Annotated in this window: 26 protein-coding genes; 9 read left to right on the top strand and 17 right to left on the bottom strand. The window is 71.3% G+C overall.

Translation table 11 applies throughout. The features are described from left to right. Positions 1-35 precede the first annotated feature (35 nt). Entirely contained in the window at positions 36-746 is a 711-nt protein-coding gene (locus tag PQS31_RS16250; RefSeq protein ID WP_096210212.1) for a response regulator transcription factor, read from the top strand. Positions 747-904: 158 nt separating this feature from the next. Here the strand turns inward: PQS31_RS16250 and PQS31_RS16245 are convergent, their stop codons facing one another. The 3 genes from PQS31_RS16245 to PQS31_RS16235 all read right to left on the bottom strand — a co-directional run bounded on the left by PQS31_RS16245 (position 905) and on the right by PQS31_RS16235 (position 3,885). Continuing rightward, positions 905-2,236, bottom strand: coding sequence for a glycoside hydrolase family 2 TIM barrel-domain containing protein (locus tag PQS31_RS16245; protein WP_272763885.1), 1,332 nt, complete (start codon positions 2,234-2,236; stop codon positions 905-907). Between the two features lie 120 nt (positions 2,237-2,356). Then, complete coding sequence (locus PQS31_RS16240) at positions 2,357-2,614, bottom strand: hypothetical protein (RefSeq protein ID WP_272763883.1); 258 nt, start codon at positions 2,612-2,614, stop codon at positions 2,357-2,359. Between the two features lie 116 nt (positions 2,615-2,730). Continuing rightward, complete coding sequence (locus PQS31_RS16235; protein WP_272763882.1) at positions 2,731-3,885, bottom strand: PQQ-dependent sugar dehydrogenase; 1,155 nt, start codon at positions 3,883-3,885, stop codon at positions 2,731-2,733. A 66-nt stretch (positions 3,886-3,951) separates the two neighbouring features. Between PQS31_RS16235 and PQS31_RS16230 the strand changes: the two genes are divergently transcribed. Continuing rightward, on the top strand, positions 3,952-4,449 hold the full coding sequence (locus PQS31_RS16230; protein WP_272763880.1) for a hypothetical protein: 498 nt from the start codon (positions 3,952-3,954) through the stop codon (positions 4,447-4,449). Here PQS31_RS16230 and PQS31_RS16225 read toward each other — a convergent pair. Both PQS31_RS16225 and PQS31_RS16220 read right to left on the bottom strand, forming a co-directional pair. Beyond that, complete coding sequence (locus PQS31_RS16225) at positions 4,424-5,602, bottom strand: GAF domain-containing sensor histidine kinase (RefSeq protein ID WP_272763878.1); 1,179 nt, start codon at positions 5,600-5,602, stop codon at positions 4,424-4,426. The genes PQS31_RS16230 and PQS31_RS16225 overlap by 26 nt on opposite strands. 59 nt (positions 5,603-5,661) lie before the next feature. After that, complete coding sequence (locus PQS31_RS16220; protein ID WP_272763877.1) at positions 5,662-6,249, bottom strand: hypothetical protein; 588 nt, start codon at positions 6,247-6,249, stop codon at positions 5,662-5,664. Positions 6,250-6,434: 185 nt separating this feature from the next. Between PQS31_RS16220 and PQS31_RS16215 the strand changes: the two genes are divergently transcribed. Continuing rightward, positions 6,435-6,797 carry an RcnB family protein gene (locus PQS31_RS16215; RefSeq protein WP_272763876.1) on the top strand — a complete coding sequence of 121 codons (363 nt, stop codon included), beginning with the start codon at positions 6,435-6,437 and terminating at the stop codon, positions 6,795-6,797. A gap of 139 nt (positions 6,798-6,936) precedes the next feature. Here PQS31_RS16215 and PQS31_RS16210 read toward each other — a convergent pair whose 3' ends face one another. Both PQS31_RS16210 and PQS31_RS16205 read right to left on the bottom strand, forming a co-directional pair. Beyond that, positions 6,937-7,305: a hypothetical protein gene (locus PQS31_RS16210; RefSeq protein WP_272763873.1), complete on the bottom strand. Its 369-nt coding sequence runs from the start codon at positions 7,303-7,305 to the stop codon at positions 6,937-6,939. Between the two features lie 249 nt (positions 7,306-7,554). After that, positions 7,555-7,707, bottom strand: coding sequence for a hypothetical protein (locus tag PQS31_RS16205; protein ID WP_272763872.1), 153 nt, complete (start codon positions 7,705-7,707; stop codon positions 7,555-7,557). A gap of 363 nt (positions 7,708-8,070) precedes the next feature. Between PQS31_RS16205 and PQS31_RS16200 the strand changes: the two genes are divergently transcribed. From PQS31_RS16200 to PQS31_RS16190, 3 genes are all read left to right on the top strand, one after another. After that, positions 8,071-8,280, top strand: a complete 210-nt coding sequence (locus PQS31_RS16200) for a cold-shock protein (protein WP_096297164.1) — start codon at positions 8,071-8,073, stop codon at positions 8,278-8,280. Between the two features lie 156 nt (positions 8,281-8,436). Next, positions 8,437-8,688, top strand: a complete 252-nt coding sequence (locus PQS31_RS16195; protein WP_272763870.1) for a hypothetical protein — start codon at positions 8,437-8,439, stop codon at positions 8,686-8,688. 88 nt (positions 8,689-8,776) lie between these two features. Continuing rightward, complete coding sequence (locus PQS31_RS16190; protein ID WP_272763869.1) at positions 8,777-9,490, top strand: pseudouridine synthase; 714 nt, start codon at positions 8,777-8,779, stop codon at positions 9,488-9,490. 39 nt (positions 9,491-9,529) lie between these two features. Here PQS31_RS16190 and PQS31_RS16185 read toward each other — a convergent pair whose 3' ends face one another. The 6 genes from PQS31_RS16185 to PQS31_RS16160 all read right to left on the bottom strand — a co-directional run bounded on the left by PQS31_RS16185 (position 9,530) and on the right by PQS31_RS16160 (position 14,149). Next, positions 9,530-9,754: a hypothetical protein gene (locus PQS31_RS16185; RefSeq protein ID WP_272763868.1), complete on the bottom strand. Its 225-nt coding sequence runs from the start codon at positions 9,752-9,754 to the stop codon at positions 9,530-9,532. Positions 9,755-9,946: 192 nt separating this feature from the next. Next, the gene (locus PQS31_RS16180) at positions 9,947-10,603 is read right to left on the bottom strand and encodes a hypothetical protein (RefSeq protein ID WP_272763867.1); all 657 of its coding nucleotides are present in this window, start codon (positions 10,601-10,603) and stop codon (positions 9,947-9,949) included. 102 nt (positions 10,604-10,705) lie between these two features. Next, a complete protein-coding gene (locus PQS31_RS16175; RefSeq protein ID WP_272763866.1) occupies positions 10,706-11,098 on the bottom strand; it encodes a VOC family protein in 393 nt (130 codons plus the stop codon). Between the two features lie 32 nt (positions 11,099-11,130). Continuing rightward, the gene (locus PQS31_RS16170) at positions 11,131-11,961 is read right to left on the bottom strand and encodes a polysaccharide deacetylase family protein (RefSeq protein ID WP_272763865.1); all 831 of its coding nucleotides are present in this window, start codon (positions 11,959-11,961) and stop codon (positions 11,131-11,133) included. 134 nt (positions 11,962-12,095) lie between these two features. Further along, positions 12,096-13,433: a HAMP domain-containing sensor histidine kinase gene (locus tag PQS31_RS16165; RefSeq protein ID WP_272763864.1), complete on the bottom strand. Its 1,338-nt coding sequence runs from the start codon at positions 13,431-13,433 to the stop codon at positions 12,096-12,098. Beyond that, entirely contained in the window at positions 13,430-14,149 is a 720-nt protein-coding gene (locus PQS31_RS16160) for a response regulator (RefSeq protein ID WP_272763863.1), read from the bottom strand. Before PQS31_RS16160 ends, PQS31_RS16165 begins: the two co-directional genes overlap by 4 nt. Positions 14,150-14,276: 127 nt before the next feature. Between PQS31_RS16160 and PQS31_RS16155 the strand changes: the two genes are divergently transcribed. Beyond that, a complete protein-coding gene (locus PQS31_RS16155) occupies positions 14,277-15,248 on the top strand; it encodes an aspartyl protease family protein (protein WP_272763862.1) in 972 nt (323 codons plus the stop codon). A 15-nt stretch (positions 15,249-15,263) separates the two neighbouring features. On the opposite strand, the gene PQS31_RS16150 is transcribed toward PQS31_RS16155, so the two are convergent. Together PQS31_RS16150 and PQS31_RS16145 are read right to left on the bottom strand one after the other, a co-directional pair. Next, on the bottom strand, positions 15,264-16,010 hold the full coding sequence (locus tag PQS31_RS16150) for a hypothetical protein (protein WP_272763861.1): 747 nt from the start codon (positions 16,008-16,010) through the stop codon (positions 15,264-15,266). A gap of 155 nt (positions 16,011-16,165) precedes the next feature. Continuing rightward, entirely contained in the window at positions 16,166-16,411 is a 246-nt protein-coding gene (locus PQS31_RS16145; RefSeq protein WP_272763859.1) for a hypothetical protein, read from the bottom strand. A gap of 189 nt (positions 16,412-16,600) precedes the next feature. Here PQS31_RS16145 and PQS31_RS16140 point away from each other — a divergent pair, with 189 nt between their 5' ends. Both PQS31_RS16140 and PQS31_RS16135 read left to right on the top strand, forming a co-directional pair. Next, positions 16,601-16,969 (top strand): response regulator, encoded by a 369-nt coding sequence (locus tag PQS31_RS16140; RefSeq protein ID WP_096210224.1) that lies wholly within the window; start codon positions 16,601-16,603, stop codon positions 16,967-16,969. A gap of 39 nt (positions 16,970-17,008) precedes the next feature. Further along, positions 17,009-17,866, top strand: coding sequence for a chemotaxis protein CheX (locus tag PQS31_RS16135; protein ID WP_272763858.1), 858 nt, complete (start codon positions 17,009-17,011; stop codon positions 17,864-17,866). A 285-nt stretch (positions 17,867-18,151) separates the two neighbouring features. Here the strand turns inward: PQS31_RS16135 and PQS31_RS16130 are convergent, their stop codons facing one another. Next, positions 18,152-18,589 (bottom strand): BON domain-containing protein, encoded by a 438-nt coding sequence (locus PQS31_RS16130; protein ID WP_272763857.1) that lies wholly within the window; start codon positions 18,587-18,589, stop codon positions 18,152-18,154. Positions 18,590-18,862: 273 nt separating this feature from the next. Continuing rightward, complete coding sequence (locus PQS31_RS16125; protein ID WP_272763856.1) at positions 18,863-19,468, bottom strand: hypothetical protein; 606 nt, start codon at positions 19,466-19,468, stop codon at positions 18,863-18,865. Between the last annotated feature and the right edge of the window lie 84 nt (positions 19,469-19,552).

The raw sequence follows: 19,552 nt of genomic DNA, 5'->3' as shown, positions 1-19,552 counted from the left end.
TCGCGAACCTTAATCTGCAGTCGGAGTGGTTGGAAATGGCGCATCACAGCCCGGGTGGTCTGGTCCTGCTCGTCGAGGACAACCGCAATATTTCCGAGCCGGTCGGTGAGTTCCTCGAAAGCCGCGGCTTCGAGGTCGACTATGCAGCCGACGGCATCGATGCCTACAACCTCGCGTCGGAGAATCCCTTCGACGTGATCGTGCTGGATCTCATGCTGCCGCGCCTCGGCGGCCTCGAGGTCTGCCGCCGACTGCGCGCCGACGGGCGGAATTCGACGCCGATCCTGATGCTGACCGCGCGCGATTCCCTGGAAGAGAAGATCGAGGGCCTGGAAGCGGGTGCCGACGACTATCTCACCAAGCCCTTCGACATCAAGGAACTCGAGGCGCGCATCCGCGCCCTGATCCGCCGCGATCGCCGCGAGGTCGGCGCTGCGGTGCTCGAAGTCGGCGACCTGTGGCTGGACCCGGTGTCGCTGCGCGTGCGTCGCGGCGACAAGGAACTCAATCTGGCGCCGATCGCGATGAAGATCCTGACGATCCTGATGCGCGAGGCGCCGCGCGTGGTCACCCGCCGCGAGATCGAGCAGGAGATCTGGGGCCTCAGCCTGCCCGACTCCGACACGCTGCGCAGCCATCTGTACAACCTGCGCAAGGCCATCGACCGCGACCAGGACGTGCAGCTGCTGCATACGATCACCGGCGCCGGCTACCGCGTGGCCGATCTGAGTCGCGCCGTCGCCTGAGGCCACGCTCGACGCGGCCCGATGCCACCCGAAACGCCGCGCGGCCGCAAGACCGCGCGGCGTTTTGGTGTGCGGATCACGGGCCCCCACTGCCAGGCCGATGTTCGGAGTACGGGCGGAGACTCCCGGCGCCGTGCGCGCACGTGCCTGTCCCGTGCTCAGTCCTGCGCCGCTCCGGCCACGCGGAACGGGAGATTGGCGTAGGCCGCATGCCCCTGGCCGTCGTGCACTTCGACGAAGAGCCGGTAGTGCCCCGGCGCCGCCGGCGCGGTGAAGCGCAGCGTGCCGGTGGTGCCGGCGTCTGCGATACGCAGTTCCACCGCGGCCGGCAGCGACTCGGGATCCCCGCCGATCGTGGTGGCCGTGCTTTCCTCGCGCACCACCCAGCGATAGGTCAGCGTGTCGCCATCGGCATCGTGTGCGTCCACCGTCGCGGTGTGCTCCGTCCCCGGCGCCAGCGTCACGCTGTCGAGCGCCGTGCGCCCGTCGATGCGCAGCGGCGTGATGGCGGGCGCGCGATTCGCCGGCCAGGCGCCCGTCCACAGCCGCTGCATCGTATCGACGCCGGGTGTCGACTCTCCGCTGGCCAGGAACAGGCCGTACCAGGTCGGCGTGCGCTCCTGCTTCTGACCCCACAGGAACACGAACGAGCCGAGGCCCTGGGTGCGATCGCTGTCGATGTCACGGGCGTAGCGCTCGGCCAGCAAGGCCGCCTTCCGCGTGGCGTCGTCCTCGATCGGCGCGCCCCACGCGGTTTCCGGGCTTTCCCAATGGCCGGTCGGGCCCCATTCGGTCACGATGTAGGCGCCGGTCCAGCCCGCATCGCGCAGCCGCGTCTGCACGCCCTCGATGTCGCCGTAGAGCTGCACGCCGATCAGATCCAGCGCCGGCGCACGGGCCTTCAGTTCCGCGATCAGCGCAGCATCGAAGCCTGCCAGCGGCGTCATCACCGGATGATCGGGATCGATCGCGTGAATCGCCTCGGCGATCGCGTTCACGGCGTCCCACACCTTGGGGTTGCGCGCCTCGAGGTTGAGCTCGTTGCCGACCAGCCACATCAGCACGGCCGGATGCGCGCGGTAGGCCGTGACTTCCTCGCGAATGCGCGCCAGCTGCGCGGCGACCGCGTCCGCATCGTCGTAGTCGAACCCGTGACGCTCCTTGCCCACCTCCAGGCCCATCGCGACGCGCAGGCCATTGCGATGCGCGCGGTCGAGCATCGCCGTGACCCGCGCGCGATCGAGCCCGGTGCTCCAGGTGCGGAAGGCATTGCCACCGCGCTGCGCCAGCGCGTCGATGTCGCCGCCCGAGAGGCCCGCGCCGCGTACACGGAACGGCGCGCCGTCCACCGTCAACTGCCAGACGCCCGCGTCCTGCACCACGCGCACCTGCGCAGGGCCGACGCCGACAGGACTGTCCGGGGCGGCCCGCACCGGCGCGGTCACGGCCGCGCTGCACAGCAACGCGAGGACATACGAAGTGATACGCATGGACGGGCTCCATCAGGACGCGATCGATGATCGCATGGCGATCAGGCGGGCAAGCGCGGGCAACGCGACCGCATGCCCGGCGCCGCCGTCGAGCCACCGGCGTAAGGGCGCGGCCAGGCCCTAATCACGGCGCGCACGCAGCCAGCGCAACGTGCCCGGCGCCATGCCCATGAACTTCGGCGGTTCCGTCAGCGCTGCCACCAGCAGGCGATCCGGGGCATGCCGGCGCTTGATCCGGTGATAGAGCTGGGAACGTGTGGCGTGGGTTTCGACCAGATGCAGGCCGGGCGCCAGCTGCACGCTGTCGGGAGCGAGCGACGCATCGAGCGCGCCGTCGATCTCGACGTGGACCAGATAGAGACGGGGCGCATTCGTCATGCGCGGACTTTCGCCAACCCGCACGCACGGCAGGGTGAAGTGGGTCGCGCCGGTGGAAGCACCTGCCGGCACGCTGCGCGCATGGCGCAGCGTGGGCGGCGGTCGTGGTGTGCGTGTCAGTCGGCGGACGCAGGCACCACGCGCAACACGCGCCCCTGCGCGCTGTCGGTGAGCAGATACAGCGCACCCTCCGGGCCGCTGCGCACGTCGCGGATGCGCTCGCCGAGTTCGGTGAACAGCACCTCCTGCGGCCCCGGCGTGCCGCCCGTCATCGGCACCCGGCGCACGCTGCGTTCGACCAGCGCGGCGACGAACAGGCTGCCGCGCCAGGCGGGAAACAGCGCGCCGTCATACCAGGCCATGCCGGCCGGCGCGATCGACGGCGTCCAGTGCGTCAGCGGCGGCGTGACGCCGGGCCAGCGCGTGTACGGCGTGACCCGTGCCCCGGTGTAGTCGACGCCGTCGGTGGTGATCGGCCAGCCGTAATTCGCGCCCGCCTCGAGGCGGTTGAGCTCGTCGCCGCCCTTCGCGCCGTGCTCGTGCGCATAGAGCGCATCGCCCACGCGCACCAGCCCTTGCGGATTGCGATGGCCGATGCTGAGGATCTCGGGCCGCGCACCGGCACGGGCGACGAAGGGATTGTCGGCCGGTATGCCGCCATCGCGGTCGATACGCAGGTGCTTGCCCAGATGGGTGTGCAGGCGCAGCGCATCGGTGCGCTCCAGGTTGCCGTCGCCCACGCCGACCACCAGCGTGCCGTCGGCGTGCCAGGCCATGCGACCACCGAAATGCTGGGCGTGGGTCTTCGCCGGTTGCGTGGTCAGGATCGGGGTCACCGCCTCCAGGCCGCCGCGCCCCAGGCGCGCGTGCACGACGCGCAGATGGTTGGCGCGCGCCGTGCCGTGGGCGAACGACAGATAGAGGCGCCCCGTCTGCGCGAAGGCCGGATCCACCAGCACGTCGAACAGGCCCGCCTGCCCGCTGGCGAAGACCGGCGGCACGCCGGCCAGCGGCGCGGCACGCAACGCGAAGCCGCCGTCGGCCCGTCGCTCGATCACGCGCAGCCGCCCCGGCCGCTCGGTCACCAGCATCCGCCCGTCGGGCAGGAAGGCGAGCGCCCAGGGGTGCTCGAGGCCTTCGGCGACGGTGTCGATGCGGTAGTCCGCCGCGCCCGCGCCGGCAACGCACAGCAGGCCGAGCACGGCAGCCGACACGCGGGCACGCAGATGGGCCACCCGGCCCGACGGAAACGGCACATTGGATACCGGCACGTTCACTCCACATGGGCGCCGCGGCTGCGGCATCATCGTCCGCATGATGATGCCCGAACCCTTCGTATGACCGATCGCCGCCCGTCCTGGACGCGCCGGCTCGTCACCCTCGCGGCGGCCCTGCTGATCGCCGCCGCCTGGGGGGCACTGGTGCAGACCCAGTTCAACCTGCAGGCGCTCGCGCCCTTCGTCGACGTGCCGGTGCGGGTCCGCTGGACGACCTCGCTGCAGGATCTGGTGGGCTACGGGCCGGTGCAGCTCGGCCTCGTGGCCGCGGCCTGGCTGCCCGCGCTTCCCGTCGCGGCGTGGCTGGGGCGGCGCCGGCCGCGGCTGCGCACGCCGCTGTACGCGCTGGCGGCCGGGGTCGGTCTGGTCGCGGCGATCCGCCTCACCGACGCGGTCGCGCCGATGCCGGTGCTGATCGACGCGACCCGCGGGCTCGTCGGGCTGCTGGCGATCGCGGCCGGAAGCGCGCTCGGCGGCGGTCTGTTCGCACACTGGACCCGCCCGCACCGCCGGACGGGTGCGCGCGAGACGATCAGGCGGACGGCAGACGGAGCGTGATTCGCGTGCCCTCGCCCAGCGCCGAGGCGACATCCAGATCGGCCGCCAGCGCCTCCGCGGTCTGGCGCACGATCCACAGCCCGATGCCGAGTCCCTCGGAACGCGCATCGCCCTGCTGGAACGCCTTGAAGTAACCCTCCACGCGCGCTGGGTCCATGCCGATGCCGGTGTCGACGACGTCGATGCAGGCCAGGCCGTGCACCTGGCGGCAGACCAGTTCGACGCGCCCGCCGGCCGGCGTGTACTTGAAGGCGTTCGACACCAGATTACCGAGCAGCGTGTCGAGCAGGCCCGCATGCGTGCGCGCCCGGCACGCCGACTCGATGCGCAGCTCGAATGCGACCGGTTTGCGCGCTGCCGCACGCGCCCACGCTGCCGCGACCTGTTCGACCACCGGCACCACGTCGATCGCCTGCAGGGCGGGCGGCACGAACCCGCCGCGCCCGGTCGCCGAGGCGATCAGCTCGCCGAACGTCTGGTCGATGGCGGTCAGTTCCTGCTCGGCGCTGTCGAGCGTCTGCCGCTGTGCGTCGCTCGCGCCCACCCGCGTTCGCCTGATCGCGTACAACGCGGCGCGCAGCGGCGTCTTCAGATCGTGGCCGGCACTGGCCAGCACCCGCGCGCGATGCTCGCTGACGGCGTGGGCCTCGGCCAGCAGCCGGCGCAGTTCGAGCTGGGCCATCACCTGGCGCGACAAGGCGCGCAGGGTGTCGATCTGCCCGGACGTGAGGCTGCGCGGACGCGTGTCGAGCACGCAGACCGTGCCCAGTGGCAGGCCGTCCGGCGTCTTCAGCAGCGCGCCGGCGTAGAAGCGCAGCCGCGGATCCCCGGTCACCAGCGGGTTGGAGGCGAAGCGCGCGTCGCGCGTGGTGTCGGGCACTTCGAGGACGTCGTGCTCGAGGATCGCGTGCGCACAGATCGAGGTCTCGAGCGGCGTCTCGCGCACCCCGAGGCCGACCTCGGATTTGAACCACTGGCGCTCGGCGTCCACCAGGGTGATCACCGCGATCGGCGTCTGGCACACCGCCGACGCGATGCGGGTGATGTCCTCGAAGACCGCCTCGACCGGCGTGTCGAGAATGCCGTAGGCGTGCAGCGATTCGACACGCCGGGCCTCGATATGCGGTGGCAGCTTGGCAGCGGACGGGTGCATCGATGCGCCTCCGTGGTGATCGGTCGGTTCCGGCATGCAGGCCGCGCCCGCACGCCGGCTCAGTCGGTCCAGCCCCAGGGCGCTTCGGGCGCCGCGACCGGTCGTGTGAGGTCGAAATCGACCTGGAAGCCGCGGTCGGTGCCCACCCGGTTGGCGGCATAGACGAAGCGCGTGCCCGCGTGGATCTCGACCAGCCACGCACTGCGCAGGCCGCTGCCCGGGATCACCGCGCGCGTCTGCGCGTCGGCTGGAAACATCTGCGTGTCGGCACTGCCCGCATTGCTGGTGATGCCGCCATACAGCGTGACCGCGTCAGGCGTGCCGTCGGCCTGCCGGTGATCATGCTTGAGCTCGATGCCGGCCGGCGTGCGGGTGAACACCCAGGTGCGCGAGCGATCGTCACCGACGACCAGCGGAATCCGCACGCGCGTCTCGCTGCAGTCGCGCACATGCATGACCACACGTCTGTCGCGGAACGTGTCATCGCCCTCGGGCGCGCGGACCAGCGTTCCCGCGTAGGCGTTGCCGCACAAGGCCTGCAGCGCGCGCCACCAGTCGTCGGCATCGCCCGCGCTGCCTGCGGCCGCCGGCGCACAGACCGCAGCGAGCACGCCGGCAGTCAGCACACGAACCCGGGTCGAGGCCATCGTCGGCTCCATCGTGAACGGTCACCGACTGTAACAAGCCGCACCCGCGTGCGTACCCGGCGGCGGTACGGAGGCCCGCGTGGCGCACGGCACAGATCGGCACCTTCCGCGCGGCCCCGCGCTCTACAAGACGTCTTCACCGCGACGGCGCTAGGGTGCCCCGACCTCGTTTCAAGGGAGCGCCCATGTCCACAGGCACCTCGCATCGCAAGACACCGATCGCACTGCTCGGCGCCGTCCTCGGCCTGGCCATGGTGAGCACGACGGCACTCGCCGATCCGCCGCCGCACGCACGCGGCAAGGGGCCGCCGGCCCATGCAGGCGGCCCGCATCGCGCCCACGCTGCGCCGCCGGGCTGGCAGAAGCAGGCCTGGCGCAAAGGCGACCGCCTGCCGGTGTCCGAGCTCGACGGCTACTGGATCAGCGACTACGGCCGCTATCAGCTGGCGGCGCCACCGCCGGGACATCGCTGGGTGCGGCAGCAGGACGACCAGTACCTGCTGGTGGCGGCGGCCACCGGCCTCATCGTCGACATCCTGACCCGCTGACGCAGCACCCGTCGGGGTCCGGACCGGATCCCGGCGGCGCACCCGCGCCGGGCGACACGACCACAGCCGCTGCGTCCGCTGCTGCCCGCAGCGCAACAGTGCGCTGTAGGCGCGGGCGACGTACCGGCACCGCCTGGCTTCAGGGCGCGCGGCGCGCGCGCGTCGCCTTCCAGTTGAACAGGACGTTGCGATGCTCGGCCCAGGTCTGGCCGGTGGCGTCGGCGCCGTTCGCACACACGGCCGTGTGATAGGGCCCGACGCCATCCGACGTGCGGAAGCTCGCACACAGGCGCCCCCGATCGCGTGTCCAGCGTCCCGCTTCGATCTCGCTGTCGTAGAAGCGTCCGCTGACCGAGCCGTCGGCATGCAGCGCCAGCGTCATCGGCCGGATGTACGGCGTATCCGGACGCGCGGACAGGTCCACGTTCCAGTCGCCATCCAGGGTGACGTCCACGGCCGCGAGCGGCGCTGTTGCCAGGAACAGGGCGAGACACATCGACATGCGCATGGCCAGTCTCCGTTTGCGCCGCGCAGGCGGGCACGCCGGCAGGCTACACGGCCCCGCGCCGTTACGGCGCCCCTGCTGCGCCGCGCGCAGGCGCATGATCCTCGCCGCCCTGCATCGTGCGCGGCCCCGGGACTCGGGCAACGACCCGCCCTGACGGGCCGGCATTCCAGCCGGACGGCCGCGCAGGCGCGGGGCACCGGACAGCGCCTGCTCCGGCAGGACCATCCACGGCCCCTTGGCGCCCTGCCATCAACCGCGGCGGTGCCCGCCCTGTCGCTCCTGCGCGCGATCGCCCTGCTCGGGATTCGACAGCCTTCCGGGGCGTTCGGATGCGTCGCGAGGCGGCGGGGTCTTGTCCTGCTGCGATTTGCGCAAGCTGTCCGGTGTCTGCGGCACGCTCATTGCGATCTCCTGGTCGGGCACGGCACGCCAGCCTGCGCGTGCACCGGTCAAGCATCCGTGCATGCCGCGTCGCTGCGTGCCGACCTGAACGCAACACGCGCAGATCGCGCGGAATTCCCCCGTGCAATGCCGCGCACGCGGATTTCCCGGGTAGTGGATGCGGAATTCGGGTATGGTGGTCGCACTGTTGCAAAGCGGGATCACGGTACATCGTGGCTCCGATGCGGTTGATCACAGGTTCCAGGGTCGAATCCGGCCTTTCCAGACGATCCGCTCCATCGCTTCGCGTTACCCCTTGCTCGATACAGTCCGGCACCGCATTCCGCGGGCCGTGTCTCTTCAACTGATCCAAGGAGTAACACCATGAGCAATCGTCAGACCGGCACCGTCAAGTGGTTCAACGACGCCAAGGGCTTCGGCTTCATCACCCCGCAGAGCGGCGACGACCTGTTCGTCCACTTCCGTTCGATCCAGGGCAGCGGCTTCAAGTCGCTGCAGGAAGGCCAGAAGGTTTCGTTCGTCGTCGCGCAGGGCCAGAAGGGCCTGCAGGCCGAGGAAGTCCAGGCCGAGTAAGTCCGACTTCGTTCGGCATCGCCTCGCGATATCCACAGAACCCCGGGCGGCGACGTCCGGGGTTTCTGCTGTCTGCGGGCGCCGACGTCCGCACAGGCGTGGCAGGCCTGCGTGCCCCACACTTCGCCTTCCGCACGATTCCGCGAGACCGACACGATGCGCGACCGCACCACGATGGCCGTGAGCGAGCTCTACCAGGGCATCCGTCACGAACACTGGCAGGGCCGGACCTACCGCCAGTTCTGGACGTGGTTCAACGCGCGCTGCATCGAGATCGTCGGCGAAGCCGAAGCCGCCGACCTGGACGCGCTCGGCATCGAGTTGCTGGGCGTGCGCGACGCGGTCGAGGACAGCGGTTACATGGTGGCGTCCGACCGGCTGGACGCGGTGATCGACGCACCGGCCTGAGTCGGCGTCGACCGGCCTCCGGCGTGACCGGCGCGAAGGCGATCTGCCAGACTGCGCGCCTTCCACGCTTCCCCCGACGCTTGCGCCCATGCGCCTGAACAAGCACATCAGCGACACCGGCACCTGCTCGCGGCGCGAAGCCGACCGCCTCATCGCCGAGGGCCGGGTCACGGTCAACGGCATCCGCGCCCGCGTCGGCGCCGAAGTGGGTGACGGCGACACCGTCATGATCGACGGCCAGGCGCTGCAGATGCGTACCGCGGCGCCCGGCAAGCGCCGGCATGTCTACATCGCGCTGCACAAGCCCGTGGGTATCACCTGCACCACCGAGACGTCGGTGAAGGGCAACATCGTCGACTTCGTCGACCACCGCGAACGCATCTTTCCGATCGGCCGTCTGGACAAGGATTCCGAAGGCCTGATCCTGCTCACCAGCAACGGCGACATCGTCAACGCGATCCTGCGCGCGGAAAACAAGCTGGAGAAGGAATATCTGGTGACGGTGAACCACCCCGTCAGCCAGGAGGTGCTGCGCGGCATGGCACGCGGCGTGCCGGTGCACGGCCAGACCACCCTGCCCTGCCGCACCAGCCCGCTGGGCAAGTTCGGCTTCCGGATCATTCTCGTGCAGGGCCTCAACCGGCAGATCCGGCTGATGGCGGCGCATTTCAAACTGCGCGTGAAGCAGTTGATCCGGGTGCGCATCGGGCCGGTCAAGCTCGCGCACCTGAAACCCGGGCAATGGCGCAATCTCACCGACGCCGAGCTGCGCGCCCTGCTTCCCGGGCAGACCGACTTCTGAGTCCGCAGTGGCGGCCAAGGCCGCCTGGTGGCGGGTGGACTAGCCGGTCGGGGAATCGTCCGCGATCAGCCCGGCATCGGCCAGCAGACGATGCACGCGGTCTTCGACATAGGCCTCGTGCTCGGGCGGCACGTCGCGGGTGAGGCGTCGGGTTTCGTCGGTGAACGCCTCGAGGACGCGTTCGGCGGGAAGTTCGCTGCACAGCGCCTGCAAGCGGCGCTCGAGCGCGGCCAGGGCGGCGTCGATGTCGGTCTTGCTCTTCATGCGCGGCATGCTGGCCATGCCCGCGTCACGATGGCGTGCACCCGGGCCGCGCGCCACGCAGTGCGCGAGCAGAATGGGGTGCAGGCGACGCGGCGGGCAGGCACGGCCGGAGATGGGCGCGCCCGGCCTGCACGGGTCCACGACGCCGCGCGGCGCAGCTGATGCCGACGGGCCGGTCGCCCGGCACTGCCGTCAACAGCCCAGCGGCGTCTGGAACGTCACCTCTGCGACCTGCACCCAGCGCCCGGCCTGGCGCTGCGCCACGCGCACGCGGATCGCGCTGATGTCGACGATCGGAGACACCTCGGCGGCGTCCGGCGGCCCCCGGTGTCCGTCGAGCCAGCGCACCGCCGCATCGGGATCGTCGCGCAGATGCGCGCGTACCGCGGCATCGAGCTCTGCGGGCGTGTAGTCGGGAAAGCAGCCCTGCATGTCCGGCGACGGGGCCGGCAGCACGAAGGTCAAGTCGTCCACCGGGTCGGCGGCCACCCAGTCGGAGACGCAGTGTTTCCACTCGGTCAGGTCCAGATGCGGGCCACCGGCCGTGAGGCTCAGGCTGGTCTCGAACTGCACCTGCACGCGCCACGCGCCGCCCGGCTGCGCCGGAGCCACGTGCAGGGTGGCGCCGTCGATGACGAACCCGGGCTCCAGCGCGACCGTCCAGGCCGGCGGCAGCGGCCCGTCGCTTCGCCAGGCCGGAAAAATGGCGCTGCGTTCCGGCGCCGGGTGCAACTGCAGGCCGGTCAGGGGCGGTGTGCGTGGCTGCGCCGCCAACGCGGCGATGCACCAGGCCCAGACGACCAGGCCGAGCACGCCGCGCCACCGCAAGGCCGCTTGCGATGCGCTCATCTCCTGCCCTCGTGCAAGCGGTCGCCGGTTCCGGCCGTCCGATGCGCGCGGGGCCGGATCGATTCGGCACGTGGAACCGGCGGACCCATGCGCGGCATGCGCTCAGCCCGGCCGATGGATCGCGCAGAGCTTGTTGCCGTCGGGATCACGCACGTACGCCAGATGCACGGCGCCCATCGGGCTCTCGCGCAGACCGGGCGGCTGCTCGATCGACACCCCGCCTGCGGCCACCGCCGTGTCGTGGAACTGCTGCACCTGCTCGGGCGATGCACATTTGAAGCCGAAGGTGTGGCCATTGCCCGGCGTCGCCGGCGCATCGTCGATGGGCTCGCTCACGCAGAACGTGCTGCCGGCGTGGCGGTAGAACAGGCGCCGGTGGCCGGAGGCGGCCTGGTTCTCGATCGGCGCGCCGGCGCCCAGCACTGCGAGCACGGCGTCGTAGAACGCTTTCGACCGTGCGATGTCGTTGCTGCCGACCATGACGTGATTGAGCATGGCGCCGTACCCCCTGACTGGACTGCCGCCGATTATGGCGGAGCCGCTGCGGCGCGCTCCACGTCGCGCACCCAGCGCATCTGCTCGCGGAAGGTCGCCGTCCAGTAGATGTCGCGATGCGCGGCGAGATATGCGAGCAGGGCCTCGTGCGCCTCGCTCGACACCGCCAGGTGATCGCCGCCGATGCCGTGGAAGGTGAAGTTCACCATCGTGCCGCGGGCCCCGGCTTCTTCGACCAGCGCGATCAGTTCGGCGCCGGTGCTGCCCTCCGGCACCATCACCGGCACGGCGTGGCGGTCCAGCGTGCGCATGTCGGCCACCACCGCGCCGGCACCGAGCTTGATGCCGAGCATGTGCGGCGCCAGGCCCGCGACGTAGTCGCCATCGCCGGCATCGCGATCGCCGCAGGGCACGGTGAACGTGACCTCGGTACTGCCGTCGATCGCGTGCAGCATCGTGTTGCCCAGCACGACCTCCGCCTGCACCCGGGCGGCCGTCATCTTGTCCAGATCCTGCTCCGGCGATACCCAGGCCCGATCGGCGCCACGCGCGCTGCAGGCGTGGAACAGCGAGTGATTGCCGAGCTCGTGCCCGCGTCGCGCGGCGGCGCGCCAGACGGCCAGCCGCGTGCGCACGGTGTCGGCCGACAGGACGAGATAGAAGCTGCCGTGCAGGCCGTGCCGGTCCAGCGCGGGAATCGCGATGTCGAGGTGGGTCGGCAGGGCATCGTCATAGGCCAGGCTCACCGCGGCGCGCGCACCGGCGGGCCAGGGGTACGGCGGTGACGTGTCGTCGGCCACCGCGCGCGTCGACACTGCCGCGACGAACAGGCAGACCCACCCCGACATGCGACGGCTGGGCATCGTGGACGCTCCTGACGGCTCGTGCACGACGATACCGAGCGCACCGCCCGGATGCACGGACGCCGCGCACCGGCGGCCTCGCGTCGCCGCCGTGCCCGCAGCGCGCCTGCCGGTACCGGCCGCCAGGACCGCGGTCAGGGGTCCAGCGGCAGACGCAGCCGCGCCCGCAGTCCGCCGCCGCGGCGCGTCTGCAGTTCGAGCGCGCCGCCGTGACGCTGCGCGACCGAGCGTGCCACCGCGAGTCCGAGACCGACGCCGCCGGTGTCGCGGCTGCGCGAGTGTTCGAGACGCTGGAACGGCTGCACCAGTCGCGCACGCGCATCGTCGGGAATGCCGGGGCCGCGATCGTTCACGTCGACGTGGAGGTCCCCGCCCGCTTCACGGATCACGATCTCCACCGCACCGGCGTAGCGCACGGCGTTGTCGACGAGATTCGACAGCGCGCGCCGCAGGGCCAGCGCATCGCCCTGCACGATGCCCGGCGTGTCGGCCTGCACCTGTGCATGCCGCCCGTCGGCCTGCACCGCGGCCACCAGTTCGCGCGCGAGCGCCGCCATGTCCACCGGCGCGCGCTGCAGCGGTGCGACCTCGCCCTGCGCGTAGGCGAGCACCTGCGCGATCATCGTTTCCATGCGCTGCAGGTCGGCGATCATCCGCTCGCGCTCCGGTGAGGCGATGCCGTCCGCACGCAGGCGCAGGCCGGTGAGCGGCGTACGCAGGTCGTGGGCCACCGCGGCCACCATCGCGGTCACATCCTCGCTCTGCGCGCGCAGACGGCGCCGCGCATCGGCGATCGCCTGGCCGAGCACACGCACCTCGGCCGCGCCCGCCAGCGGCACCGGCTGTTCGCGCGCGCCCAGATCGAGGTCGGCGCTGACCTCGGCCAGGCGTCGCAGCGGCCGCGTGAGCCGGCGCGCCATCCACCACGCCAGGGGCGCGATCAGCACCGCGCCCAGCAGCAACGCCGACAACACCTGCAGTCGCCATTGCCCGCGTCCGGCATCGGCGGTGCCCACCACGCGCCATGCGCCGTCGGGCTGCGCGAGCGCCAGTTCGAACGGCGGCAACTGCAGGCCGGGCGCCAGCAGCGCGGCACGCACCTGCGCGGCACGCCGCGCATCGCCCGGCGCGGCCGAGAGCCGCCCCTCGCTGATCACCTGGAGCGGCACGTCCGGCGCGGTCCGCCACACCGCGCGCACGTGCGAGACCGGGCGCTGCATGCGCTCGGCGGCAGCGTCCCTCAGCCAGGGCACCGGCACGCCCTCCGGTGCGGAGGCCTGGCTGCGGATGCGCAGCCCCGGCGCCGCGGGCGCGGTTCCGGCGAGTGCGTCGATCGCCTCGGCCGGCACCATCGTCGGCGCCGGCGGTGCCGGCCACCAGCCCACGACGGCGAAGCTCACCGCCTGCGCCAGCACCAGGGTGGCCAGCGCCAGACCGCCCACCAGGGTCAGGAGGCCGGGAGCGCGCTTCACAGCCGCCGGACCGGCGCGGCGAAGCGGTAGCCCACGCCGCGCAGTGTCTGGATCAGCGCATCGGCGCCCGCGTGCGCCTGGGCCAGCTTGCGACGCAGCCGGCTGACGGCGAGATCGATCGCACGATCGAACGGCTCGGCCGCGTCGCCGTGGGTGAGCCGCATCAGGCGCTCGCGATCGAGCACCCGGCCCGCGGCCTCGACCAGTGCGCGCAGCAGCGCGAACTCGCCGGCGGTCAGCACGACCTCCGCCGCATCCGGCGCGCGCAGCACGCGGGTGTCGAGATGCAAGGTCCAGCCGTCGAAGCCGTAGCCCTCGGCGCCCGCGCCGCCGGACGCCGGCAAGCGGCGACTGCGCCGCAGCAGGGCGCGCACGCGGGCCAGCAGCTCGCGCGGGTCGAAGGGCTTGGCCAGATAGTCGTCGGCGCCGACCTCGAGGCCGATCACCCGGTCGGGCGGACTGCCCAGCGCGCTGAGCATCAACACCGCGACCTCCGCATCCGCGAGCCGCCGGCAGACCGACAGGCCGTCCTCGCCGGGCATCATCCAGTCCAGCACCACGAGATCGGCCGGCATCTCGGCCATCAGGCGATCCAGCGCGGCCGCGCCGTCGGCGACGCGCACGTGATAGCCGTGACGCACGAGATAGTCGCGCAGTGCGTCACGAATGCTGGCGTCGTCGTCGACGACGATGAGGCGGGGACCATCGGCAGCCATGCCGGCATTGTCGCCGGCCCGTGTATCACCCGTGTATCGCGCCGCCCCGGCACGCGGCGTGGCCGACATCGTGCGGATACGCGGCGCGGGTGCAATGGCGCCCCGCTTCCGACGCCGAGACACCCGCATGCGCCTCCTGCCCCCTGCCTCGCTCTGCCTGCTGTTGCTGGCGCTCGCCGCGCCGTGCTTCGCCGCGCCCGCGGCCGCGCCCGAGACCCATCACATCGCGATGCACCTGGTGGGCAAGCACCCGCGCATCGAGGTGCGGATCGACGGCATCGACCGGCCGTTGAGCGTCGTCGTCGACACCGCCGCCGGTGGCAGCGTCATCGACGCCGCGCTGGCCGGCCGTCTCGGCCTTCTGGACGGCGGCCGGGCGCCGATGCAGGTGCAAGGCGCGGGTGGCAGCACGTCGGCACCCGGAGCCACGCGCCTGCTGGACCTGGCCGCCGGCGGGTTCCGCTGGAAGGCGCAGCTGTTGGCCATCGATCTGTCGGCGATCGCCGAGGCTGACGCCCCGGCGATCGACGGCATCCTCGGCAACGACCTCCTGTCCCGCTTCGACGTGCGCTTTGACCTGCCGGCCGGCCGCCTGTCGCTGACTCCCGCGGGCAGCCTGCCGCGCAGCGCGTGCCTGGACAATGCGTTCCCCGGGCGCCAGCCGGGCCTGCAGCGCTTCACGTTCGCCGAGGCCGGACTCGAGGATGGCGCGCAGCGCACGCAGGCGATCGCCGTGCTCGATACCGGCGCCGCGCAGACCGTACTCAACCGGCCCGCCGCGCGGGCCCTGGGCATCGCCGATGACGACGCGCGCCTGCGCCGCCGCGAGACCGGCACCCGCGGACTCTCCGACCACACGGTGGACACCTGGCTGTACACGCTGCCGGGCCTGCGTCTGGGCGATCAGACCCTTGCAGCAGGCGAGGTGCGGATTAGCGCGTTGCCGGTGTTCGCGACATTGGGGCTGACCGAGACGCCGGCGCTGATCCTGGGCGTCGACGCGCTGCGCGATCGACGGGTCGATGTCCTCGCCAACGCCGAGGGCACGTGCCTGGGCCCGCCCGCTCCGGCACCCCGCGGCGTCGCGGGTGCCGGCTGAGCCCTGCGCACGTGCCTAGCCGCCACGCGGCGTGCGCAGGAACGTCGTCACGTAGACCACCGCGCCGTCCCGACTGGTCACCATCATCGCCGGATCGGAGAACCCGGCCTGGAAGCGCGGGTCCGACATCAGCCGCGCGAACAGGGCCTGCGCGTTGGCATTCGGCGCGTCGGTGCCGAGGCCCGGCAACGCGGTCGCGGTGATCGTGCAGACCGTATCGCTGCATCGCGGCGCTGCGAGTTCCAGTCCGGTGTAGCCCGCACCGTATGCGTGGAGAAACGCCGCGAGCTGCCCCTCGGCCGCGTCCGCCGAGACCGCCTCGCGCGCATCGTGCGCGAGCAGCGTCTGCCGTTCGTCGAAATCGGTGTTGTTCAGCCGCATCCCGGCGATCGCGTCCGCGATGCGGCGCTCGCCGGCGGCGGAGAGCGGCCTCGGCCCTGCGATGGCGGGGCCGCGTGCCGACGCTGCGACCGAAGGTGGTTGCAGATCGCCGGAAAGACGCGGCGCTGCGAGGGATGCATCGGTGCCCAACCCGCCATCACCCGCCATGGCGGCAGTCGGTGGCGCGTCGGATGAGGCACGCGCGGGACCGGCATTCGCATAAGTACCCGACTCCGCCACGCCGGCCTGCGGCGTGGCCGCATGGGTCACGTGCGGCCCTGCCTCGCGCGCACGCTCGCTGCGTACACCGAGCCAATAGCCGGACAGCGCACCGACCGCCAGGGTGACGAGCAGGGACAGGGCGATCATCGAACGACGCATCGGCGGCTCCCACGCAATCCGTGCAGGTGAGGTCACCGCAGCATACCCGCGGTGGCTGACGCCATGCGCCGCAGCGCGCATCGCGGACCGGGCCCTCGTCGATCGTCGGCACTCGACCGGCGCGGTTGCCGCGTGCCGGGCGCGCCCCTTGCGGCTCAGGCGCCGTCGCGCTTTTCCAGCAGTTTGCTGGCCAGCTTGTCCGCGGCCACCCGGTGCTGCAGGGACTTGCACAGCGCGATGCCGGCATGGGTCAGCCGCACGCCGTCCTCGTCGTCCTCGATCAGGGCGCTTTCGATCAGACGCCGCTTGATCTCGGCCTCGACCTGCACCGACCCGCTGCTCTGACCGATCTGCTGCAGCACGTCGAGCAGGGCCAGATCCTCCAAAGGGATGGGATCCATCAGGGGCGTCACCTTGGAGAAGAGCGCCAGTATAGGCGCGTGTCGCGCCTGCAACGCGGCCCGATGCACGGCGCCGGGCCGCTGACCCGGGGACCGGGGACCGGCCGGCGCGGGCGCCCTCAAGTTCTCCGCCGCGCGGCCGATGGAGCAAGACCGCCTTCGGGCATCACGTTTCGACCGGGGATCTCCATGACGGCACGACCGACGGTATTGCTGTGCGACGATTCGCGCGCCCTGCGCATGCTCGCCACCGGGCAACTGGGCGAGGCCGGGTTCGATGTCGTCGGCGAGGCCGGCAACGGCTTCGAGGCCGTGCGGCAGTTCCAGGCCCTGCGCCCGGATCTCGTGCTGCTGGACCTGGTGATGCCGGAGTGCGACGGCAAGAAGGCGCTGGCCCGCATCCTCGAACTCGATCCGCAGGCGCGCGTGGTGATCCTGAGCTCACTCGGCGCACAGAGCGACATCGAGGCCTGCCTGCGCATCGGTGCACGTTCCTACCTGCAGAAGCCCATCGACCCCGAGGTGATGGACCGCGTGCTCCACGAAGCGCTCGCCTGAGCGACGCCGCTTCCCACCTCTCCGCTTAAAGGGCACACGATGGCAGCAAAATTCCTCGGCCAGTTCCTTCTGGAACGCGGCGTGATCACCGCACCTCAACTCCTGGCCGCCATCGAGGCGCAGCGCGCGTCCAATCCGCTGCTCGGCGAGCTGGCGGTGCGCAAGGGCTGGCTCGACGCCGCCCAGGCGCGTCGCATCCAGCAACGCCAGCGTGTCGAGGACCGCCGCTTCGGCGACATCGCACTGGAAATGGGCGCGCTCGACCAGGATCGTCTCGACGCCCTGCTCGAGGCGCAGAAGGCCGGCCGCAAGATGATCGGCCAGGTGCTCGTCGAACAGGGCGTGCTCGATGCGCGTCGGCTGGACGCCGAAATCGCATTGCATCGCGCCGACCAGGAGCGGGCGCGGCACGCGCTGGAAAGCGTGGTCGCCGAGCATCCGGTGGGCGAGCTCGCCGGACACGCGATCGATCTGTGCGCACGGATGTTCCCGCGCATGCTCGGCAGCCAGTGCCTGCCGGCCGAGGTGCTGACGCCCGATGCGCTGGCCGACCGGCCGTGCGTGGCGCACGTGCGCATCGAAGGCGACCGGCCGTTCGGCATCGGGCTGGCCACCGATCTGGCGGGCGCGCGCGCGCTCGCCTGCGCCCTGCTCGGCATCACCGCCGACCTGTGCGACGACGCGCTCGCACTCGATGCGCTGGGCGAGATGGTCAACGTGCTGATGGGCTATCTGGTGCGCGACGTCATCGCCGACGACGATGTCGCCTACCGGGCCCTGCCGCCGGACATGTCGGTGCCGGCGACGACGCTGGCCGCCGACCGCACGCGCAGCCTCGCCATCGCTCTGGATTCGCAACTCGGCACCTTCGTGCTGCTGGTCGACCGGCCCGCCTGATCGCGCGGCAGCCGCGCAATGCCCGGGCGCGGCGTGAAGCGCCGAGCCGCCGGAACCGACCGGAGCGCGTGGCGACGGCGTGGGTCCTATGCGCAGGCGCCTGGCGGGCCGCCTGCCGCGGAATGTATCAGCGGATGCCGACGTCTTCTGCGCGCTGATGCCGCGCGACGCAGATTGTCACGATCGCGATGACCCACGAAACAATGCCGCGCCCCCCGAAGGGTGCGCGGCATCGAGACAACGAAGCCGTTCGTGCCGGCAATGCCGGCACGCGCAGCGTCCGGATCAGTTGGCGCCGACGGTCAGCGCGGTGGTGCGCACGTCGGTCACGCCCTCGATCTCACGCGCGATACGCGTGGCTTCGTCGATCTGCATCTGCTGCTCGACCTGACCCGACAGCGTCACCACACCGTTGACGGTTTCCACCTCGATGTCGAGGCCCGAAACATCGGAGTCCGCCAGCAGCGACGACTTCACCTTGGTGGTGATCCAGGTATCGGTGCCCGGCTGCTCGGAATCCGGACCGTCCATCGTGTCGGTGCGGCCCATGTCGTTGGCCGGCGTCGTATCGGTGGTGGCGACCGGCGGCGCGGTCACGGCGGGATCGTTCGGCTGCATGCCCGCGCGGTCGTCTGCGGTGCGATCGTTCGAGCAGCCCACGGCGAACGCGAGCACCGAGGTCATGGCGATGGCGAGCGGGATGCGCTTGGTATTCGAGATCATGGAAGTCTCCAACGGCTGGGTGTGGCGCGAGTGTCGCGTGGCCCATGCCCACGCCGCGTGACAGACATGCGTGCTGCAGGTGAATACGTGTCGCGGTTCATCGATGAGAACGCGATGTGACGTGAGGACACGAGCGGCAATGGCCCTGCGCGCACGCGATGACCCCGTCACGCCGTGCAGCCAACCGTTCCAGGAGATCGTCCGGCACAGGCAAATCGTGTGGTGCGCCGGTGCCGATGCGTTCCGCCCGAGGGAAGTCCGCGGCGCGTGCGGTCAGTTCTCGATCGCGCCCAGCACCCGGTCGTAGGCAGTCACCAGCTCGGCCTCCTTGCCTGCGAAATCGCGCTGCACGGGGGCGAAGTTGGCGTAGTTGTCGAGCAGATTGTCCGGCCCGCCGCGCATCAGGTCCTGATAGGTCGAGGCCAGCAGTGCATCGCTGAGGCGTGCGTACGAGGCCTGGGCCTCGTAGATGCTCGAAAGCGCCAGCAGTTCGTCGTAAGACCATCGCGCCGCGGCGCCGGTGGTCATCGCGGATTGCCACGCGGTGGATACCACGCGCGCGGGAGACAGCAGTCCTTGCGGAAAGTCCGCCCAGGCCGGCTGCGCGGCGCCGCGCTGCTGCAGCTGTTCGAAACGTGCCGCGAGCGCCTCGTGGTAGCCGCGCGCACGTTCCACCTCGTCGCGGTTGGCCCGTACTTCCGCGCGGATGCTGTCCAGGGCCACACGCGCCCGCGCGTCCTCGTTGCGTTGATCCTTCCATTGGCCGAAGCCGAAGGCCAGCAACGCGCCGAAGATCACCAGCGACACCTGCATCAGCACGTCGACACGCCGACGCTTCCAGCGTGGCGCCGGTGGACGGGGCGTAACGGCGTCGCTCATGGCAGATCCATCTCCGGTGAGAACCCGCAGCTTAGACGCTCGCCACGCGTGTGTGCCCCGTCCTGCGGGCACAGGGGCGCGTCA

Source organism: Luteimonas sp. BLCC-B24 (genome assembly GCF_028550595.1).
In the GTDB taxonomy this organism is placed as follows: Bacteria; Pseudomonadota; Gammaproteobacteria; order Xanthomonadales; family Xanthomonadaceae; genus Luteimonas.
Note: the sequence above shows the minus strand (reverse complement) of the source record. Positions and strands in the feature narration are given on the sequence as shown.

Excerpts from the sequence above, each read along its gene's own strand:
- PQS31_RS16180 (WP_272763867.1), bottom strand. The coding sequence starts at position 10,603 with ATGAGCGCATCGCAAGCGGCCTTGCGGTGGCGCGGCGTGCTCGGCCTG.
- PQS31_RS16215 (WP_272763876.1), top strand. The coding sequence starts at position 6,435 with ATGTCCACAGGCACCTCGCATCGCAAGACACCGATCGCACTGCTCGGC.
- PQS31_RS16175 (WP_272763866.1), bottom strand. The coding sequence starts at position 11,098 with ATGCTCAATCACGTCATGGTCGGCAGCAACGACATCGCACGGTCGAAA.
- PQS31_RS16205 (WP_272763872.1), bottom strand. The coding sequence starts at position 7,707 with ATGAGCGTGCCGCAGACACCGGACAGCTTGCGCAAATCGCAGCAGGAC.
- PQS31_RS16135 (WP_272763858.1), top strand. The coding sequence starts at position 17,009 with ATGGCAGCAAAATTCCTCGGCCAGTTCCTTCTGGAACGCGGCGTGATC.
- PQS31_RS16140 (WP_096210224.1), top strand. The coding sequence starts at position 16,601 with ATGACGGCACGACCGACGGTATTGCTGTGCGACGATTCGCGCGCCCTG.
- PQS31_RS16200 (WP_096297164.1), top strand. The coding sequence starts at position 8,071 with ATGAGCAATCGTCAGACCGGCACCGTCAAGTGGTTCAACGACGCCAAG.
- PQS31_RS16170 (WP_272763865.1), bottom strand. The coding sequence starts at position 11,961 with ATGCCCAGCCGTCGCATGTCGGGGTGGGTCTGCCTGTTCGTCGCGGCA.
- PQS31_RS16230 (WP_272763880.1), top strand. The coding sequence starts at position 3,952 with ATGACCGATCGCCGCCCGTCCTGGACGCGCCGGCTCGTCACCCTCGCG.
- PQS31_RS16245 (WP_272763885.1), bottom strand. The coding sequence starts at position 2,236 with ATGCGTATCACTTCGTATGTCCTCGCGTTGCTGTGCAGCGCGGCCGTG.
- PQS31_RS16190 (WP_272763869.1), top strand. The coding sequence starts at position 8,777 with ATGCGCCTGAACAAGCACATCAGCGACACCGGCACCTGCTCGCGGCGC.
- PQS31_RS16130 (WP_272763857.1), bottom strand. The coding sequence starts at position 18,589 with ATGATCTCGAATACCAAGCGCATCCCGCTCGCCATCGCCATGACCTCG.
- PQS31_RS16160 (WP_272763863.1), bottom strand. The coding sequence starts at position 14,149 with ATGGCTGCCGATGGTCCCCGCCTCATCGTCGTCGACGACGACGCCAGC.
- PQS31_RS16155 (WP_272763862.1), top strand. The coding sequence starts at position 14,277 with ATGCGCCTCCTGCCCCCTGCCTCGCTCTGCCTGCTGTTGCTGGCGCTC.
- PQS31_RS16225 (WP_272763878.1), bottom strand. The coding sequence starts at position 5,602 with ATGCACCCGTCCGCTGCCAAGCTGCCACCGCATATCGAGGCCCGGCGT.
- PQS31_RS16240 (WP_272763883.1), bottom strand. The coding sequence starts at position 2,614 with ATGACGAATGCGCCCCGTCTCTATCTGGTCCACGTCGAGATCGACGGC.
- PQS31_RS16125 (WP_272763856.1), bottom strand. The coding sequence starts at position 19,468 with ATGAGCGACGCCGTTACGCCCCGTCCACCGGCGCCACGCTGGAAGCGT.
- PQS31_RS16185 (WP_272763868.1), bottom strand. The coding sequence starts at position 9,754 with ATGAAGAGCAAGACCGACATCGACGCCGCCCTGGCCGCGCTCGAGCGC.
- PQS31_RS16210 (WP_272763873.1), bottom strand. The coding sequence starts at position 7,305 with ATGCGCATGTCGATGTGTCTCGCCCTGTTCCTGGCAACAGCGCCGCTC.
- PQS31_RS16250 (WP_096210212.1), top strand. The coding sequence starts at position 36 with ATGGCGCATCACAGCCCGGGTGGTCTGGTCCTGCTCGTCGAGGACAAC.
- PQS31_RS16150 (WP_272763861.1), bottom strand. The coding sequence starts at position 16,010 with ATGCGTCGTTCGATGATCGCCCTGTCCCTGCTCGTCACCCTGGCGGTC.
- PQS31_RS16195 (WP_272763870.1), top strand. The coding sequence starts at position 8,437 with ATGCGCGACCGCACCACGATGGCCGTGAGCGAGCTCTACCAGGGCATC.
- PQS31_RS16220 (WP_272763877.1), bottom strand. The coding sequence starts at position 6,249 with ATGGCCTCGACCCGGGTTCGTGTGCTGACTGCCGGCGTGCTCGCTGCG.
- PQS31_RS16145 (WP_272763859.1), bottom strand. The coding sequence starts at position 16,411 with ATGGATCCCATCCCTTTGGAGGATCTGGCCCTGCTCGACGTGCTGCAG.